Origin of the sequence: Halobium salinum (genome assembly GCF_026586625.1) — an archaeon.
GTDB classification, from domain to species: domain Archaea; phylum Halobacteriota; class Halobacteria; order Halobacteriales; family Haloferacaceae; genus Halobium; species Halobium salinum.
The window spans coordinates 218774-236478 of record NZ_JAODIW010000010.1; the positions used below are offsets into that span (position 1 = coordinate 218774).

Genomic DNA, 17705 nt, shown 5'->3' on the forward strand with positions numbered 1-17705 from the left:
TCGGAGCGCGCGTCGGCGCGATTCCGGCGATGCCGCGCCGCGCGAGGACCCACGCCGGCAACCCGACCGCGCTCCCAACCCGTGCGTGTTCGCGTGTGTTCGACGGCCTGCGCGACGCTCGCGAGCACGTGTTTCGAACGGAAACGAAACCGGCCGAACGGTCGGGTCCTCAGAGACGGTCGACGACCGCCGCGGTCACGTCCTCAGTCGAGGCGTCCCCGCCGAGGTCCGGCGTTCGGGGACCGTCGGCGAGGACGCCTTCGGTCGCCTCGCGGACGCGTTCGCCCGCGTCGTCGTGGCCGAGGTACTGGAGCAACATCGCGGCCGAGAACAGCGTCGCAGCCGGGTTGGCGACTCCGTCGCCGGCGATGTCCGGGGCGGTGCCGTGGACCGGTTCGAACAGCGCGCGGTCGGGGCCGACGTTCGCGGAGGGGAGCAGACCGAGTCCCCCGACGAGGCCCGCCGCGAGGTCCGAGAGCACGTCGCCGGCGAGGTTCGGACAGACGACCACGTCGAACGTCTCCGGTTCGAGACAGAGGTGGGTCGCCACCGCGTCCATCAGCACCTCGTCGGTGTCGACGCCGCGTTCGTCGGCGACGCCGACGACGGCGTCGCGGAACCGGCCGTCCGTCTCGCGCATCACGTTCGCTTTGTGGGCGACGTGGAAACCCGGGGTCTCGCCGGCGTCCGCACGGTCGGTGACGTAGTCGCAGGCGAACTCGGCGAGGCGTTCGGAGGCCGAGGTGGTCACCACGCGCGTCAGCGTCGAGAGGTCCTCGGAGAGGCGGTCCTCGTGGCCCGAGTAGACGCCCTCGGTGTTCTCCCGCAGGAAGACGAGGTCCGTCTCCGGGCGGAGCGCGTCGACGCCGGGGTACGCCTTCGCCGGGCGTACGTTCACGAAGGAGTCCACAGCCTCCCGAAGCGGGAGGATGACGTCTGCGGCCGTCTCGCCGGCGGCACCGAACAGCGTCGCGTCGGCTTCGGCGGCGAGGTCGTACGTCTCCTGTGGCAGGGCGTCGCCCGTCTCCGCTTTGACGGCGTCGCCGGCGTCGGCCTCGACGAACTCGAAGTCGCCGACGGCCTCCAGCACCTCGACCGCGGCCGGGACGACCTCCTGACCGATGCCGTCGCCGGGGATGACGGCGATTCGGTCGCGTTCGTCGCGTCCCATCTCAGACACCGTCCCCCGTGACGTACGGGAGCGAGTCCGCGGTCTCGCGGACGGCGTTCCCGTTCGCGCCCATCAGCGCCGTCGTGTCCCAGACGCCTTCGACGAGCGCCTTCCGCTGGGCGTCGTCGACGGTCACGTCGACGGTCGTGTCGCCGTAGGTGACGGTCTCGCCCTCGACGTCGACGTCGATGGTCTCCTGCGGGTGGGCGTCGACCCACGCCTGAATCTCCGAGACGGTCTCGTGGTCCGCGGTGACGGTCGGGACGCCGAGCGCGAGGCAGTTGCCCGCGAAGATTTCCGCGAACGACTCGCCGACGATGGCGTCGACGCCCCAGCGCATCAGCGCCTGCGGGGCGTGCTCCCGGGAGGAGCCACAGCCGAAGTTGGCGTTCACGACCATCACCGAGGCGTCGCGGAAGCGGTCCTCGTTCATCGGGTGCTCCTTCTCCTCGTCGTCGTCCGTGAACCGCTGGTCGAAAAAGGAGAACTGACCCAGGCCGTCGAAGGTGACGACCTTCATGAACCGCGCCGGGATTATCTGGTCGGTGTCGATGTCGTTGCCGCGAATCGGGATGCCCGTTCCGGAGACGTGCGTGACGGTCTCCGCCGGCCCCTTGTCGCCGCCGTCGTCGGTGGGGTTAGAGGAACTCATCGTTACGCCTCCACCTCCCCGTCGACCTCGCGCTCGGGCAACTCCCGGACGTCGGTGACGTGGCCGGTGACGGCGGCGGCGGCGACCATCCGTGGGTTCATCAGGACCGTGCGGCCGTCCTTCGACCCCTGTCGGCCCACGAAGTTGCGGTTCGAGGAGGAGGCACACGCCTCGTCGCCCTCCAGTTGGTCCTCGTTCATGCCGAGACACATCGAACAGCCGGCGTTGCGCCAGTCGAACCCCGCTTCACGGAACACGTCGTCAAGCCCCTCCGCCTCGGCGGCGGTCTGGACGCGCTGACTGCCGGGGACGACCATCGCGCGCACGTCGGGGTCGACCTCGCGGCCCTTCACGAGTCGGGCGGCGCGACGCAGGTCGGCCAGCCGGGCGTTCGTACAGGAGCCGAGGAAGGCGACGTCGACCTCGTACCCCTCCATCGTCTCGCCGGGCGTGACGCGCATGTGTTCCTGCGCGCGCCGCGCCGTGTCCCGCTTGTCCTCAGGCAGGTCCTCGGGGTGGGGAATCGGTTCGGAGATGCCGACGCCCTGTCCGGGCGTGGTCCCCCACGTGACGACCGGCTCCAACGAACTGCCGTCGATGGTGACCACGTCGTCGTACTCGGCGTCGTCGTCGGAGGCGACGGACTCCCAGTACGGCTTCAGGCGCTCGAACTTCTCGGGGTCGTCGCGGAAGGCGTCGGTGTCGCGCAGCCACTCGTAGGTGGTCTCGTCGGGGTTGACGTACCCCGCGCGGGCGCCGCCCTCGATGGACATGTTACAGATGCTCATTCGGCCCTCCATGTCGAGGGATTCGATGGCCTCGCCCGCGTACTCGTACACGTAGCCGACGCCGCCGTCGGTGCCGAGCCGGCGGATGATCTCGAGGATGACGTCCTTCGCCTCGACGCAGTCGCCGAGCTCGCCGGTGACCTCGATTTTTCGCACGTCCTTCTTCTCCATCGCGACACAGCCGGTGGCGAGCACGTCGCGAATCTGGGACGTGCCGATACCGAACGCGAGGGCGCCGAACGCGCCGTGCGTGGAGGTGTGAGAGTCGCCACAGACGACCGTCATGCCGGGTTGAGTCATCCCCTGTTCCGGCCCGATGACGTGGACGATGCCCTGGTCGCCGGAGGTGGGGTCCGAGAACTCGATTCCCGAGTCGCGAACGTTCTCCTCCAGTTCGGACATCATCTCCTCAGCGGCCGCGTCGGCGTACGGCCGGGACTGGTCGGCCGTCGGCACGATGTGGTCGACCGTCGCGTGCGTGCGCTCCGGGAACGCCACGTCGACGCCGCGCTCGCGCAGCATCCCGAACGCCTGCGGGCTCGTCACCTCGTGGATGAGGTGGAGGCCGACGAACAGCTGGGTTTGGCCCGTCGGCAGCGTCGTCACCGCGTGGTTCTCCCACACCTTGTCGTACAGCGTTCCGTCACTCATGTACGCCGTCACTCCCGTCCTCGGCGTCGTCGTTCACCTCGTCCTGGGCGGACAGTTCGTCGCCGCGCTCCCACACCTCGTTGGGCTCGTCGCCGTTCGGGGCGGTGTGCTCGACGTCCTTCATCCGCTGGCCGTCGCCCGCGTCCTCCTCGTCGTCGCGCTCCGGCACCGCACCGCCGTCGGCAGTTCCACGGCCGTTCGGTGCCGTTCCACCGTCGGCAACGGCGGGGCCGCGAGTGTAGACCGTGGTAAACGTCTCGCCGGTCTGGGGGTTCGTGTGGCTGACCTCCCCCATCGTCTGTCGGCTCCGGTTCTTCTCCGTCACGCTCGTCTCGTCCGTGTCTCGTCGATTCGCATTCATGCGTTGACCTCCGCTCTCTCGGCCTCGTCCTCGCTCTCCGACTCCTCCTCCTCGGCCCACGCGAACAGTTCGCGCAGGCGGCCGCCGACCTGTTCGATATCGTGGTCCTTCTCGGCCTGCCGAATCTGGGTGTAGCTCGGCCGGCCGGCCTGGTTCTCGGCGATCCACTGGCGGGCGAACTCGCCGGTCTGGACCTCCTCCAGCACCTGTTCCATGTTCTCGCGGGCGTGCTCGTCGACGATGCGGTCGCCGCGCGTCAGCCCGCCGTACTCCGCCGTGTCGGAGACGGAGTCCCACATGCCGCCGAGCCCGTCCTCGTACATCAGGTCGACGATGAGCTTCATCTCGTTCAGCACCTCGAAGTACGCCATCTCCGGGGAGTAGCCGGCGTCGACGAGCGTCTCGTACCCCTGCTTGATGAGGCTCGTGACGCCGCCACAGAGGACGGCCTGCTCGCCGAACAGGTCGGTTTCGGTCTCCTCCTGGAACGTGGTCTCGATGACCCCCGCGCGGGTGCAGCCGATGGCGTGAGCGTAGGCGAGGGACTCCTCCTTCGCCTCGCCGGTCGTGTCCTGGTAGACGGCGATGAGGCCCGGCGTCCCCTGGTCGTTCTCGTAGTTCCGACGCACGAGGTGGCCCGGCGACTTCGGTGCGACCATCGTCACGTCCACGTCCTCGGGGGGCTGTATCTGGTTGTAGTGGATGTTGAACCCGTGGGCGAACTGGAGCGTGTCGCCCGCGTCGAGTTCGTCCTCGATGGCCTCGAACACCGCCGGCTGGGCGGTGTCGGGGACGAGCATCGAGACGATGTCCGCCGCCGCCGCGGCCTCGTCCGGCGTCGCCACGTCCAGCCCGTCGGCCTCGGCGGCCGAGCGCGACGAGGAGTCCTCGCGCAGGCCGACGACCACGTTCACCCCGCTCTCGGCGAGGTTCTGCGCGTGGGCGTGTCCCTGGCTCCCGTAGCCGAGGACGGCTACCGTCTTGTCGTCGATTTTCGAGCGGTCCGCGTCGTCGTCGTAGTACACTTCGGTGGTGAAGTCGTCAGTCATCGTCTGTGGTGGGTGTGGTCTGTGGGGTGGTCTGCTGTTCGGTCGCCGAACTGTTCGCCGCCGCCTCGTGGCCGGGGTCCTCGTCCGGCGTCGTCGGCGTGTCGCCGCGGGCGAGCGCCGTCTGGCCCGTCCGGGCGATCTCGATGATGCCGAACTGCCGGAACGCGTCGACCGCGTCGTCGATCTTCTGCTGGTCGCCGGTTATCTGCACCGTAATCGTTCTGGGCCCGGCGTCCAGGGTCTGGCCCTCGTACATCTGCGTGATGGCGTGGACCTTGTCCGGTTCGTCGCCCCGCACCTTGAGGAGGACGAGCTCCGCGCGGACGGCGTCGTTCCCGAGTTCGCCGACCGCGATGGCGGGCTTGAGCTTCGCCAACTGCTTCTTCACTTGGTCGATGCCGGCGTCGGTCTCCTCGACCACGAGCGTGATGCGCGCGTGGCCGTCCACGGTGGTCGGGCCGACGGTAAGGCTCTCGATGTTGAACTGCCGTCGGGAGAACAGCCCCGAGACGCGCGACAGCACGCCGGGTTCGTTCTCGACCAGCGCCGAGATGACGGCGCTTCGCTTTCGTGGCTCGGCCTCGACCTCGGGGTCGATGCGCACGCCGTGAGAGTTGCGCCGCCCCTCTGGGTGCGGGCGCTCCTCGGGACGCGGGCCTTTCAGGCCCTGCTTCGGCAGGTCGCCGTTGTCGGTCGGCTCCTCGGAGTCGCCGCTCATAGCTGGTCCTCCGTCAGAGCGAACTTGCCGTTCGCACCGCCGCTCGGCACCATCGGGTAGACGTTGGCCCCGGGGTCGACGTGGAAGTCGATAACCGAGGGGCCGTCGTAGGCCAGTGCCTCTTCGACCGCGTCGGCGACCTCGTCGTAGTCGTCGACGGTCCAGCCCTTTGCGCCGAACGCCTCCGCCAGTTTGTCGAACTGGGGACACCAGTCGTAGCCGGCGGCCATCCGCCGGCCCTCGAAGAATGCGTCCTGCCACTGGCGGACCATCCCGATGTACTCGTTGTTGAGCACCGCGACGGTGATGTCGAGTTCCTCGCGGACGGCCACGGAGAGCTCCTGGAGCGTCATCAGGAACGAGCCGTCGCCGTCGACGCAGACGACCTGCTGGTCGTCGTCGGCCGCGAGGCGAGCACCGATGGCGGCCGGGAGGCCGTACCCCATCGTGCCGAGCCCGTGACTGGACACCCACGTACGCGGGCTGGTGTAGGTCCAGTACTGGGCGGCCCACATCTGGTGCTGGCCGACGCCCGTGGTGACGATGGTGTCGTCGGCCGTCGCCGCGTCCAGCGCCTCGACGACGAACTGCGGCTTCAGCGGCTCGTCGTCGGGGGTGGCGTAGTCCATCGGGTACTCGTCCTTCCACGTCGCGCACTGCTCGCGCCACGCCGCCGTGTCGGGGGAGGACCCGACCGCCTCGCTCAGCTGTTCGAACACCGTGCCCGCGTCGCCGACGAGCGGGTAGTCCGCGTACACGTTCTTCGAGATTTCGGCCGGGTCGATGTCGGCGTGGACGACCTCCGCCTCGGGGGCGAAGGTGTCGACGCCGCCGGTGAGGCGGTCGTCGAAGCGGGTGCCGACCGCGACGAGCAGGTCCGTGTGGGTAATCGCCATGTTGGCGTAGCCGGTGCCGTGCATCCCGGCCCACGACAGCGAGAGGTCGTGGTCTTCCGGGAACGCGCCGATGGCCGGCATCGTCGTCACGACCGGGACGCCGTGTTCGACGGCGAACTCGCGGGCGGCCTCACAGGCGTTCCCCTTCACGACGCCGCCGCCGAGGAGGAGGACGGGCCGTTCGGCCGCCTCGAAGGCTCGTGCCGCGGCCTCGACGTCGGCCTCGTCGGCCTCGTCGGCCGGCGAGTAGGTGTCGGGGAGGCGGCCCTCGCCGGGTTCACGCTCGGTCTCGCCGAGGGTCGTGTCCTTCGGCAGGTCGACCAGCGTCGGCCCGGGACGGCCGGCGCCGGCCAGCGACAGCGCCTCGCCGACGGTGTCGCCGACGGTGTCCGCGTCGCCCGCGAAGTAGTTGTGTTTCGTGATGGGGGTCGTGACGCCCATCGTGTCCGTCTCCTGGAACGCGTCGGAGCCGACCATGTGCGACGGGACCTGCCCCGTCAGCGCGAGCACCGCGTCCGAGTCCATGTTGGCGTCGGCGATGCCCGTCACGAGGTTGGTGGCGCCGGGGCCCGAGGTGGCGAGGCAGACGCCCGGCTCGCCTTTCACGACCCCGTAGGCGTCGGCCGCGTGGGCCGCCCCTTGTTCGTGGGCCATCGTGACGTGGCGCACGTCGGCGTCGTACAGCGCGTCGTAGACGGGCATGATGGCGCCGCCCTGCACGCCGAAGGCGGTCTCGACGCCGGCGTTCTCCAGTGCGCGGACGACGGACTGCGCGCCCGTGGTGACGGGCGCCCGGTCGGCGCCGTCGTCGGGCTGTTCGTCGCTCGGTTCCGCCGACATGTCGCGCTCGGCGCCGTCCGCCGGCGGGTCGTCGGGGTTCTCTTCTGCTCGGTCGGCTTTCGGTGTCGCGGGTTCGCTCATGCTGGTGCTGGGTGGTCGGTCGACGAGTCGGTCGAGTCGCTGGCCGGCCGGGTCGCGAACCGGTCGGCGAACGGTGCGGAGACGGGTACGGAAGGTGGGGTGATGGGGGCTAGGCAGCCCCTACGATAATGAGCGAACGGACGACGACCGCGTCGCTCTCGGCGGGCGAACGCCGGGCGACTGTGGGTCGCGTCATCGTATCTGGGCCGAGTACGTGGTGGATAATAACTCTGTCGCGGGGTGCAAGCTCTGCCCCGGTCACTCGCTACCGGGGCGGAACGAGTCCCACAACGACGGCCCCGACGTTTCAGCCGCCGCTCCGTGTGCGGGGTGAACGAAGGGGTCGCCATCGTTACGCGCGGACCTCCGTCTCCTCGCGGTCGACGTCCTCCTCGCGGGCGAACTCCTCCAGTTTCTCGTCGGTCACGCGCTCCTTCTCCGCGCCGAAGTCCTTCACGCGGCGGGTGACCCGCCGGACCTCGGCGTCGGTCGGGGCGAATCCGGTGTCCTCCAGACGCTTCCGGACGGAGTGGGTGCCGGTGTGCTTGCCCATCACGAACTCGCGGCGGGCGCCGACCATCTCCGGGGTCATGACCCCCGGTTCGAACGTGTCGGTGTTCTCGATGACGCCGGCGGCGTGGATGCCGGACTCGTGTGAGAAGGCGTTGCGTCCGACGACCGGCTTGTTGGCCGGTACCGGGATGTCGGACTTCTCCTCGACCATCCGGGACAGCTCCGTGATTCGCGTCGTGTCGATACCGGTGTCGAAGCCGAACACCGACTCGACGGTCATCACGACCTCCTCGTAGGCGGCGTTGCCGGCGCGCTCGCCGATGCCGTTGACCGACACCTGCGCTTGCTCGGCGCCGGCTTCGAAGCCGGCGATGGCGTTGGCGGCGGCCATCCCGAAGTCGTCGTGGGGGTGCACGTCGACGCGGGCGTCGGTGTGCTCCTTCACGAACTCGACCAGGTCGCCGAACTGACTCGGCGTGGCGACGCCGCAGGTGTCGGGGATGTTCACCCAGTCGACGCCCGCCCCGTCGACGGCTTCCAGAATCTCGGCCAGGAAGCTCTGGGACGTTCTGGTGGCGTCCATCGGGGAGAACATCACCTCGACGCCCGCGTCGTTCACTCGTTCGACCGACCGGACGGCGCGCTCGACGGCCTCCTCGCGGGAGGCGTGCATCGAGTCCTGGAGCTGGACGTCGCTCGTCGAGACGAAGACGTGGACCATGTCGACGCCGGCGTCGATGGCGGCCTCCACGTCTTTGTCGACGACGCGGGCCAGCCCGCAGGTCGTCGCGTCCGTGGCGGCCGCGATGTCGCGGACCGCCTCGAATTCCGCGTCGGAGTTGACGGGGAACCCTGCCTCGACGACGTGGGTGCCCATCTCGTCCAGTACGTCGGCGATGTCGCGCTTGTCCTCGTAGCTGAACGAGGTACGTGGCGACTGCTCGCCGTCGCGGAGCGTCGTGTCGAAGATTCGTGCGTCCGTAATCTCAGTAGTGTGGGCTAATGTGCCCTCGAAGAACTCGATCCGTCGGGTTGGTTACCGACGATGTGTTGTTGGACATCGTACTCCGTGCGTGGCGCTACCTCGTATATAATACTGTCCCTCAGACAGTCGGTACCAACCGACGGTACAGTTCGCTCGTCCGTCACGAGCCACAAAATCGCCCGACGTAATCGACTTATGATGACTACAAAGGACCTTATATCGAATAATATCACTTCGAGACGTGGACGCCGCGACAGAATCATGAACTATATTCTTTCTCGTCTGAGACGTAAAATCAACGTAGCTCGCCCTCGGGCGCGCTTCGAACCGGACGGTCGTCCACTCGGTCGCCCGCTCGGAGCGACCGGTCGGGGTCACCACGACCGGGGACGGTCGCGGTGCCCGCGGGTACGTCGGGGCCACGGCCGGAACCTGACAGTCACGCGGTCCGAACGCTTTTGCCACCCCACTCCGGAAGCCCCGGTATGGGTGACTTCGACCTCGACCTCCGCGGTGCCGAGGACCAACTCGACGAGGAAGGGATTCAGGGCGACGTAGTGCTCGGCGTTCTCGACGGCGAGACCGACCCCGACGTGTGGGTCTCGAACGTCGAGTCGGGCAACGTGCTGGTGCTCGCCATCCAGGGCGACCTGAACGAACTGGCGTCGGACTTCGCGCGCGAAGTGAAGGACATCGACGGGAGCCTGATGCACTTCCGGAAGTTCCTCGTCGTCTCGCCGCCGGGGGTCGACATCGACACCGACCGACTGGGCTGAGTTCCCGACCGGCCTTCCGTCGAAGCTACCCCCCGAAGCGGTCGGCCTCTCCGCCACACGCCGCACAGGAGAGGACGTACGTCTCGCCGTCGTCGACGACCTCGTGGGTTCGGTCCGTCTCGTCGCCGCAGTTCGGGCAGGGCTCCGAGACGACCGCCTCGTCGCTCGCCTTGGGAGCGCCGACCGCGAGAACCCGCGCGGGCTCCGAACCGACGGCCCGCGCCCGGTTGGGGTGGTTCGGCGGGACGAAGAACGCCTCACCGGTCTCGACACGGTGTGTCACCTCCGGCGTGTCGACCTCGACCGTGCCGGCGACGACGTAGAACAGTTCCTCGTGCTCGGGGTGGCTGTGGTACCCCCACGGGAGGCGCTCGCCGGGGTCGGCCTCGAACACGTTGAAGCCGAACTCGGTCGCGCCGACCGCCTCGTCGACCTCCCGTTTCGCTCGCGTCGGGTTCGGCGTGTTCGGCAGGTCGTCGACGACGACGTGGCGGTAGCCGCCGGACGGCCCCGACGTGTCGCCGTTGTCGTCGCTGTCGGTGTCTACACCGGCGCCGGCGTCCACGTCGGCCTCCGTGTCGGGGTCGTCGGTCACGGCTTGGAGGACGGGCGGCGACGGGAAAGGTGCGTGGCTTCGGTCTCGCTCGCCGAGTCGACTGACTGATTCGCCGAGTCGACTGACTCGCTGGCTCGACTCACTCAGTCACCCGCGCCGCCGACGAACGTCAAGTAGTGGCCGTCGGGGTCGCGAACGCGGAGTCCGTCCCCGTGTCGGGTGTCGACCTGGACCGCCTCACCGACGCGGTCGGCGACGGCCACGACCGTCGCCTCCGGGTCGGCGACGCGAAGCGCGAGGTCGACGTGTACGCCCCCGCGGGCGTCTGCGAGCCCCAACTGCGGTTCCCACAGTTCGAGGTCGAACGGGCCGGCCAGCCGCACCCGGCGTCGGTTCTCCCCGCGGTCGTACGGTTCGAAGCCGAGCGTCTCGTAGAGTGCGACCGCGGCGTCGAGGTCCTCGACCTCGAGGACGATTTCGAAGATGTCGGTGAGGGGAGGCGCGTCCTCCCTCCGGTCCGCTTCGTCGCCGGCCTCTGGCGGGCCGCTCGCGGGGCTTCGGTCCGCGTTGTCACCGGCCGCAGGCCGGTTGCTTGCCGAGCTTCGCTCGGCGTCGTCGTCGGGTTCCACCCGACTGCTCGCGGAACTCCGTTCCGCGTTGTCGCCCACCTCCACGCAGTGGCCGTCGGGGTCGTCGACGTAGATGGAGCGATAGGAGCCGAACTCGTACTCCTCGGGGTCGAGGTCGGCGAAGCGTTCGCGCCAGGTCTCGAACGCCCCGTTCGGCGTCGAGAACGCGTAGTGGACGTGAAGCCCGCCGCGGGGGACGGCGGTCGGTCGCCGGAGGACGAGCTCCGCGTCGCCGACGCGGAAGACGACCTCGGTATCGGTCTCCCGGACGGGGTCGAGCCCGAGGTGGTCGACGTAGAACGCCCGGGCCCGGTCGAGGTACGTCACTTCGAGGGCGAGGTGTGCGAGCGAGGAGCGCATGCCACCGGGTGTTGGCGGCGACGCGGGATAAACGTCGGCGCCGACGAGAGACGAGCGTCGGTGTCGACAGCGGCCGACACGCCGGCACGGTGCGAAACGGCGGGAACGCGGGGAGGCCCCGCCAGAGGCGTTATGCGCGGCGCCTCCCTAGGACCGGGCATGCCAATGAAGGGCGGCGACGCCGAAATGCGCGTAATCGACGAGTGGGACGGCGGGGCGGGGTGGATTGCTCACCCCGACGAGGCGATGGAGCGCGCGAGCCACGCGCTCGTCTCCGACGGCGACGTGTGGGTCGTCGACCCGGTCGACGCCGACGGGGTCGACGACCTGCTCTCGGGGCTCGGCGACGTGGTCGGGGTCGTCGTCGCGCTCGACCGACACGAGCGCGACTGCGACGCCGTGGCGAAACGTCACGACGTCCCCGTCTACGTCCCCGACTGGATGAGCGGCGTCGCCGACGACTTCGAGGCGTCGGTCGAACGCTTCGGCCGCTCGCTCGGCGACTCCGGCTACCGCGCCATCACCGTCCGCGACACCGGCCTCCCCCGCTGGCAGGAGCTCGGCCTCTACAACGAGGACGAGGGAACCCTCCTCGTCTCCGAGTCCGTGGGGACGGCGGACTTCTTCCGCGCCGCGGGCGAGCGCCTCGGCGTCCACCCCGCCCTGCGCCTGTTCCCGCCGCGACGGACCCTCGGCGGGCTCTCCCCCGAGCGGATTCTCGTCGGCCACGGCGAGGGCGTGTTCGAGGACGCCCCCGAAGCGCTGCGCGACGCGCTCGCCGGCTCCCGCCGGAACGCCGCGGGCCTGTACGGCAAACAGCTGAAGACGCTCGTCTCGGGCTGACGAGGGCGCTGCGGTCGCCCGGACCGAGCGGACTGGACCGGGTAGAACCGGCTGGCCCGAACTGGACCGGACCCGCGGGAACGAGGGCAACGAGGTGTCGCACGGACGACCGGTCGATTCGGCGGTAAGTTTTTGCTGTCGGGGCCGAAAACCGCCGTCGTATGACTGCAGCGTGTCGGCCAGTCGGGGAGGTGCCGACGCGATGACCGTCGAGTTCTCCTCGGACGGCGACGCCGGGCTCCTCGTCACCGACGCCGTCGAGCGGCGCCAGTGTACCCTTCTGACGCCCGGGCCGGTCGACTCGCGTCCGGCCGGAAGCGACGCGTTCAGGTTCCCGGTCGACGCCGCCGTCGCGGTCGAGACCGGCTCGCTCACCCTCCCCAGCGTCGTGGCGACGTTCGTCCGCGACGCGAGCGGGGAGATGCTCGCCGACGTCGACCACTTCGAGCGACACGAGTTCGAGGCGGGCCGGTACGGCGTCGAACTGAGCGCCCCCATCAAGCTGTACCTGCTCGTCGAGGGACCGATGGTCGTCGAGACGACCGGGGACACGACGACCGTCGAACGGGACGGCGACGGCGCGATTCGCGTCGGCGCCCGGTCGTTCCACGACCACCCCGCGGGGACGATTACGACGACCGCGGACCCACACGACGCCATGACCGCCGTCTCCGCGCTGTCCTCGTCGCTGAAGACCACGTCGCCCGAGCGCTCGTTCCCCTCGCTCCGCGGTCATCCGCCGACCATCGAACTCGGCGAGTCGCTCTCGGTGCCCGAGGAACTCACTCCGCCCGACACCGGCGTCCGCATCGAGGTCCCGCCCCGCTTACAGAACGTCTACACGGTCGCACCGCTGGCGTTCTACCTCGGGGCGCGGGTCGAGCCGGGTGCCACCCCCCGCCTCGTCACCGACGACGGGTTCGAACACGCGCTCGACGGCCCACGGGGGTTCCCGGAGACGGTCGCCCGAACCCTGAAACAGGTGTTCTTCCTCGACTGTGTCGTCCGGACCGAGGGCCTCTACACCGTCTCACTCCACGAGCGTCGCGCGGTCGAGGAGGCCGTCGACCTCGACTTCGCGGCGCTCTACGAGCGGTCGCTCCCCGAACAGCTGGCGGCGTACCTCTCGGTCCCCTTCGCCGTGCTCGAAGAACACGTTCCCGACTGGAAGCAGACGACCCGCCTCGACCCGACGCCGGAGAACGTCGAACTGCTCCCCTTCCTCGTCAACGACCTCGCGGTCGTCCTCCCGCCGGAGGGTCGGTCGGTGACGCCCTCGGAGGCCCAGATGGCCGCCATCGACGCGTTCACCCGCGACGACCGTCGCAGGCACGACGCCCACGACACCCGCGACACCGCGGACCCGCTGGTTCGGAGCGCGACGGGGGCCACCTCGGAGTCGGCGGGTCGGACGCCCGGGCCGTCGTTGGTGCAGCCCGCGGGGACGGACTCCCTCGAACAGGTCTGGGCGGGCGCCGACGCGCCGGTCGGTGCGAGCAAGGCCTCCGTGCGCGCGTTCCGAAACCGACTGGAGCGGGGACCGACCGACGGCGACATCGACATCGTCGTCGTCTGCAACGACGACGCGATGGACGAGGAGGGGGACGTGGCGGAGCGAGTGTACGGCAGTCGCGACACGCTCCCCTTCGACGTGCAGGTGTACCACGACCTGTCGACCGCGGCACTCCGTGCGGTGCTCGAAACGGAGGTCGACTTCCTGCACTACATCGGCCACATCGACGACGCCGGATTCGACTGTGCGGACGGCAAACTCGACGTCACCGGCCTCGACCGCGTCGGCGTCGGCGCGTTCTTCCTCAACGCCTGTCGCTCCTACGGGCAGGGGATGGCCCTCCTGGAGCGTGGCGCCGTCGGCGGCGTCGTCACCCTCACGGACGTAATCAACAGCGGCGCGGTCCGCGTCGGCAAGACGATGGCCCGGCTGCTGAACGCGGGGTTCCCGCTACGGCCGGCACTCGACATCTCGAAGGGTCGCTCCATCGTCGGCGGGCAGTACACGGTCGTCGGCGACGGGAACGCGGACATCGTGCAGTCGGACAGTCGGTCGCCCGTCGTGCTCGACCTCGACGTCGACCCGGACGGCGAAATCCGGGCGACGCCGCACCTGTACCCGACGCGGTCCCACGGGATGGGGTCGTTCGCCGGGGTGCCGCTCGGCGACGAGGGGGTCAAACACCTCGTCTCCGGTCCCGTCGACAGCTTCTCCGTCTCGGAAGGGGAGTTGCGCTCGGTCCTGAGCGTCGAGGAACTGCCGGTGCGCTGTGACGGTGAGCTCCACTGGAGCCAGACGTTCGACTTCGACCTGGTCAGGTAGGCGGGCGGCGTTCGGCGTCGCCGTGTGTGTTCACGGTTTCGTCCTCCGGTTCGTTCTGTCGCCTCGTACTACCGGGCCGTCGCTCGCGACTTCGATTCGAGCGGGACGCGACACGAACAGGAGTAGAACAGTCTCGATACGCCGCTACCGATTCAGGGGCCGCCGCAGGTCGTCGCGAATCCGGCCGCCGCGCTCCCGGCCTGTGAGAGCAACAGCAGCATCGTGAACAGGGCGCCGATCATTCGCGGGTTCTCGGTCAGGTACGTCGTCAGGTCGTTGTCTTCCATGACGGATGTGACCTGTACGCATCGCTTATTAAATTATTCTGACATGATTCGTATAGGAATTATGCTGGTGAAAACTCCGGTTAACTGACGCTCACTGTCGATGTATATTAATAATGTGATGTTTCAGCGACATTCGGGGCCACCCACGTCCCGTGGAGTCGGTGTGAAGCGGGGTAGAGCCGAGGGGACAGCCCCCACACGCGACGGCGACGCGGTTATGCGGTCGGGGGCGCAACGCTCGCGCGTGGTGTACGTCACGACGGGACTCGTCGAAGTGTTGCTGGAGCTGGCGGCCGACGCCGAGCCGCGGTCGGCGAGCGTGGTGCTCTCGGCGACGCCCGCCGGGGAGTTCGACCCGCCGCTGGACCTCGACCCCGAGACGCCGGTGCTGACGCACTTCTACCTCCCGGACGCCGGCCGGTCGGTGTCGGCGGTGTTCGGGATGGACCTCGGGACGCCGGCCGGCCGCGGCCGGGCCCGCTTCGTCACTCACCCGCAGGGCGAACTGTCGGTGAGCGAGCGCGACGACCTCGCGGGCGTGGTGCTCGTCGCCGTCCCGCCGTGGGAGGCGTCGTCACTGGCGGCGTTCGACAGGGCGGGCCGACGCCTCGAACTCCACGTCCTCGACGCCGAGCCCCCCGAAGAAGTGGTGGAGGACTGACACCCCCGGCGACGGTCGACTACTCGAGGTAGCCCAGGTCCGTCAACTGCTCCGCGATCTCCTCGAACTCCGACTCGGTCAGTCGGCCGCTGCGCTGGTGCTGGATGACGATGCTTCGTAGCAGGAATCGCACGAGGTCGCTCGTGGACGAGAAACTCGTCCCCTCGATGGTCTCCTCGACGCGCTCGCCGAGCTCCTTCGGAATCGAGACCGTCGTGTAGTCGGTCATGTCGGGTCGAAGGCGGCGACGCCGGATAAGTCCTGCTGGGCGGGACAGACCGCGGGGGCCGTCCCGTCGGCAACTCGGTCCCGGTCCCCCCGCCCGGTCCCCTCGTGGACGGCGAGCGCGACGCCGGCGGCGAACGCGCCGGTGCCGACAGCGAGGCCGACGGTCGACCACACTGTCCGGGGGAATACCGCCTCTCCACCCACTCTTCTCCCTCTCCCGCTCCCGACGGTCGGTTGAAGGGTTTTTCCGGGGGCAGTCCGTACCCGAGCGTGACTATGGCAGCTCGACCCCCACAGAACTCCGATTCGGAGCCGGAGGCGGTCGCGTTCGGCATCGCCGCACTCGCCGGAGAGCTCGACGACGCCGCGGTCGAGTTCCCGACGACGGCCGACCACCTCGTCGCGTCGCTCGACGACCCGTCCATCCCCTACAACGCGTCGGGCAACGGCGTCGCCCTCTCGGCGGCGCTCGGCGAGGTCCCACGGGACCGCTTCGACACCAAGCGCGACCTGCTCGACGCGCTCCACCCCGTCTTCGAGGAGCGACGCCGGTCGGGCGGCGGAAGCGTCGTCGGGCGGCTCCGAGGGATGCTCCCGTTCTGAGGCGGCGACGGCGACGACGCTCGGACCGCGAACGACGGCGGATGGTCCGCGGCCGACCGTCGGTCGACCGGTCGACGACCCAGTCGTTCCGAGCGCCGGCCGGCGACCGCCGAGCGCCTCCGAGCCGCCGGTCGATGCACGTTCGTGAGTATTCCATCCGCGATGGCTCCCGAGGGATTCAAGCCCCTGCACCGACCTCGGTCACACGATGCGACACGACCACCTGCTGTCCGCACACCAGCTCTCGCGGGCGGACGTAGAGGAGGTGCTCTCCCGGGCGGCCGAGGTCGCCGCCGACCCGGCGGCGTTCCGGGATCGACACGCCGGGAAGCTCCTCGCACTCTGCTTCTTCGAGCCGAGCACCCGGACGAAGATGAGCTTCGACGCGGCGATGAAGCGCCTCGGCGGCGACACGGTCGACATGGGGAGCGTCGAGTCCTCGTCGGTGAAGAAAGGCGAGAGCCTCGCCGACACCGTCCGCGTCATCGAAGGGTACGCGGACGGGGTCGTCCTGCGCCACCCCAGCGAGGGCGCGGCGACGATGGCCGCGGAGTTCGTCGACGTGCCGCTGGTCAACGCCGGCGACGGCGCCGGTCAGCACCCGACACAGACCCTCCTCGACCTCTACACCATTAGGGAGACCCACGGGCTGGACGACCTCACCATCGGGGTCATGGGCGACCTGAAGTACGGCCGGACGGTCCACTCGCTGTCGACCGTCCTCACGAACTTCGACGCCCGGCAACACTTCATCAGTCCGGAGTCGCTCCGCCTGCCAAGGGGCGTCCGCTTCGACCTCCACGAGGCCGGCGCACAGGTGCGCGAACACACCGACCTCGACGAGGTGCTCCCCGAACTCGACGTGCTGTACGTCACGCGCATCCAGCGCGAGCGGTTCCCCGACGAGAACGAGTACCACACCGTCGCCGGTCAGTACCGCATCGACGCCGAGACGCTGGAGGCGGCGAAGGACGACCTCACCGTGATGCATCCGCTCCCGCGCGTCGACGAAATCGCTCCCGAAGTCGACGACACCGACCACGCGCGTTACTTCGAACAGGCCCACAACGGCGTTCCCGTTCGCATGGCGCTGCTGGACCTGCTCCTGGAGGAAGGCGAATGAGCGACACCGACAAACAACTGCGCGTCTCGAAGATTCGCAACGGCACCGTCATCGACCACGTCACCGGCGGGCAGGCGCTGAACGTCCTCGCCATCCTCGGTATCGACGGCGCCGGCGGCGAGTCGGTGAGCATCGGGATGAACGTCCCGAGCGACCGACTCGGCCGGAAGGACGTGGTGAAGGTCGAGGACCGCGAACTGAGCCAGTCGGAGGTCGACGTGCTGTCGCTCATCGCCCCGGAGGCGACCATCAACATCGTCCGCGACTACGAGGTGGTCGAGAAACTGCGCGTCGAACGCCCCGAGCGCGTCACGGGCCTGCTCACCTGTCCGAACCGCAACTGCATCTCCAACGCGAACGAGCCGGTCGACTCGCGGTTCGACGTGGTCGACGACGGCGTGCGCTGTGGCTACTGTGGGACCATCGTCCGCGACGACATCGCCGACCACCTGAGCGTGTCGTAGGTCACGAACGCGGCACACCGCGACCGGTCGTCCCGTCGGTCGAAACCGCTTTGCTTCGCTCCCGCCTACCGCCGACCATGTCACGGAACGCGACGCTCGTGCTGCTGTTGACACTCTCGGCCCTGCTGTATCTCG

At 69.2% G+C, this 17705-nt stretch carries 20 protein-coding genes; 7 read left to right on the forward strand and 13 right to left on the reverse strand.

Translation table 11 applies throughout. From position 1 onward, the window contains the following. Positions 1-169: 169 nt before the first annotated feature. The 8 genes from leuB to N5095_RS19770 all read right to left on the reverse strand — a co-directional run bounded on the left by leuB (position 170) and on the right by N5095_RS19770 (position 8744). Complete coding sequence (gene leuB / locus N5095_RS19735) at positions 170-1171, reverse strand: 3-isopropylmalate dehydrogenase (protein ID WP_267624893.1); 1002 nt, start codon at positions 1169-1171, stop codon at positions 170-172. Between the two features lies 1 nt (position 1172). Further along, positions 1173-1823, reverse strand: a complete 651-nt coding sequence (gene leuD / locus N5095_RS19740) for a 3-isopropylmalate dehydratase small subunit (protein WP_267624894.1) — start codon at positions 1821-1823, stop codon at positions 1173-1175. Positions 1824-1825: 2 nt separating this feature from the next. Continuing rightward, complete coding sequence (gene leuC / locus N5095_RS19745) at positions 1826-3262, reverse strand: 3-isopropylmalate dehydratase large subunit (protein ID WP_267624895.1); 1437 nt, start codon at positions 3260-3262, stop codon at positions 1826-1828. Next, positions 3255-3623: a DUF7989 family protein gene (locus tag N5095_RS19750; protein WP_390203584.1), complete on the reverse strand. Its 369-nt coding sequence runs from the start codon at positions 3621-3623 to the stop codon at positions 3255-3257. The genes leuC and N5095_RS19750 overlap by 8 nt, the downstream gene beginning before the upstream one ends. Then, a complete protein-coding gene (ilvC, locus tag N5095_RS19755; RefSeq protein ID WP_267624896.1) occupies positions 3620-4672 on the reverse strand; it encodes a ketol-acid reductoisomerase in 1053 nt (350 codons plus the stop codon). Before ilvC ends, N5095_RS19750 begins: the two co-directional genes overlap by 4 nt. Then, positions 4665-5390 carry an acetolactate synthase small subunit gene (gene ilvN, locus N5095_RS19760; RefSeq protein WP_267624897.1) on the reverse strand — a complete coding sequence of 242 codons (726 nt, stop codon included), beginning with the start codon at positions 5388-5390 and terminating at the stop codon, positions 4665-4667. Before ilvN ends, ilvC begins: the two co-directional genes overlap by 8 nt. Further along, positions 5387-7126: a biosynthetic-type acetolactate synthase large subunit gene (gene ilvB, locus N5095_RS19765; protein WP_267625356.1), complete on the reverse strand. Its 1740-nt coding sequence runs from the start codon at positions 7124-7126 to the stop codon at positions 5387-5389. Before ilvB ends, ilvN begins: the two co-directional genes overlap by 4 nt. Positions 7127-7559: 433 nt before the next feature. Further along, positions 7560-8744, reverse strand: a complete 1185-nt coding sequence (locus N5095_RS19770) for a LeuA family protein (RefSeq protein WP_267625357.1) — start codon at positions 8742-8744, stop codon at positions 7560-7562. A gap of 446 nt (positions 8745-9190) precedes the next feature. Here N5095_RS19770 and N5095_RS19775 point away from each other — a divergent pair, with 446 nt between their 5' ends. Then, positions 9191-9481, forward strand: a complete 291-nt coding sequence (locus tag N5095_RS19775) for a DUF5779 family protein (RefSeq protein WP_267624898.1) — start codon at positions 9191-9193, stop codon at positions 9479-9481. 25 nt (positions 9482-9506) lie between these two features. Here N5095_RS19775 and N5095_RS19780 read toward each other — a convergent pair whose 3' ends face one another. Beyond that, positions 9507-10076 (reverse strand): cupin domain-containing protein, encoded by a 570-nt coding sequence (locus N5095_RS19780; protein ID WP_267624899.1) that lies wholly within the window; start codon positions 10074-10076, stop codon positions 9507-9509. Positions 10077-10180: 104 nt separating this feature from the next. Next, positions 10181-11026 carry a VOC family protein gene (locus tag N5095_RS19785; RefSeq protein ID WP_267624900.1) on the reverse strand — a complete coding sequence of 282 codons (846 nt, stop codon included), beginning with the start codon at positions 11024-11026 and terminating at the stop codon, positions 10181-10183. A 159-nt stretch (positions 11027-11185) separates the two neighbouring features. Here N5095_RS19785 and N5095_RS19790 point away from each other — a divergent pair, with 159 nt between their 5' ends. Both N5095_RS19790 and N5095_RS19795 read left to right on the forward strand, forming a co-directional pair. Next, on the forward strand, positions 11186-11869 hold the full coding sequence (locus N5095_RS19790; RefSeq protein WP_267624901.1) for a hypothetical protein: 684 nt from the start codon (positions 11186-11188) through the stop codon (positions 11867-11869). 202 nt (positions 11870-12071) lie between these two features. Next, positions 12072-14204 (forward strand): hypothetical protein, encoded by a 2133-nt coding sequence (locus N5095_RS19795; RefSeq protein ID WP_267624902.1) that lies wholly within the window; start codon positions 12072-12074, stop codon positions 14202-14204. 152 nt (positions 14205-14356) lie between these two features. On the opposite strand, the gene N5095_RS19800 is transcribed toward N5095_RS19795, so the two are convergent. Next, complete coding sequence (locus N5095_RS19800) at positions 14357-14491, reverse strand: DUF7503 family protein (protein ID WP_267624903.1); 135 nt, start codon at positions 14489-14491, stop codon at positions 14357-14359. 118 nt (positions 14492-14609) lie between these two features. On the opposite strand from N5095_RS19800, the gene N5095_RS19805 reads away from it, so the two are divergent. Beyond that, positions 14610-15152, forward strand: coding sequence for a JAB/MPN domain protein-containing protein (locus N5095_RS19805; RefSeq protein WP_390203587.1), 543 nt, complete (start codon positions 14610-14612; stop codon positions 15150-15152). A 19-nt stretch (positions 15153-15171) separates the two neighbouring features. Here N5095_RS19805 and N5095_RS19810 read toward each other — a convergent pair whose 3' ends face one another. After that, a complete protein-coding gene (locus N5095_RS19810; RefSeq protein WP_267624905.1) occupies positions 15172-15381 on the reverse strand; it encodes a ribbon-helix-helix domain-containing protein in 210 nt (69 codons plus the stop codon). Beyond that, positions 15378-15554 (reverse strand): hypothetical protein, encoded by a 177-nt coding sequence (locus N5095_RS19815; RefSeq protein ID WP_267624906.1) that lies wholly within the window; start codon positions 15552-15554, stop codon positions 15378-15380. The genes N5095_RS19810 and N5095_RS19815 overlap by 4 nt, the downstream gene beginning before the upstream one ends. Before the next feature lie 102 nt (positions 15555-15656). On the opposite strand from N5095_RS19815, the gene N5095_RS19820 reads away from it, so the two are divergent. From N5095_RS19820 to pyrI, 3 genes are all read left to right on the forward strand, one after another. Further along, positions 15657-15983, forward strand: coding sequence for a hypothetical protein (locus tag N5095_RS19820; RefSeq protein WP_267624907.1), 327 nt, complete (start codon positions 15657-15659; stop codon positions 15981-15983). A 208-nt stretch (positions 15984-16191) separates the two neighbouring features. Beyond that, positions 16192-17106, forward strand: coding sequence for an aspartate carbamoyltransferase (gene pyrB / locus N5095_RS19825; RefSeq protein ID WP_267624908.1), 915 nt, complete (start codon positions 16192-16194; stop codon positions 17104-17106). After that, a complete protein-coding gene (pyrI, locus tag N5095_RS19830) occupies positions 17103-17570 on the forward strand; it encodes an aspartate carbamoyltransferase regulatory subunit (RefSeq protein ID WP_267624909.1) in 468 nt (155 codons plus the stop codon). Before pyrB ends, pyrI begins: the two co-directional genes overlap by 4 nt. Positions 17571-17705 lie beyond the last annotated feature (135 nt).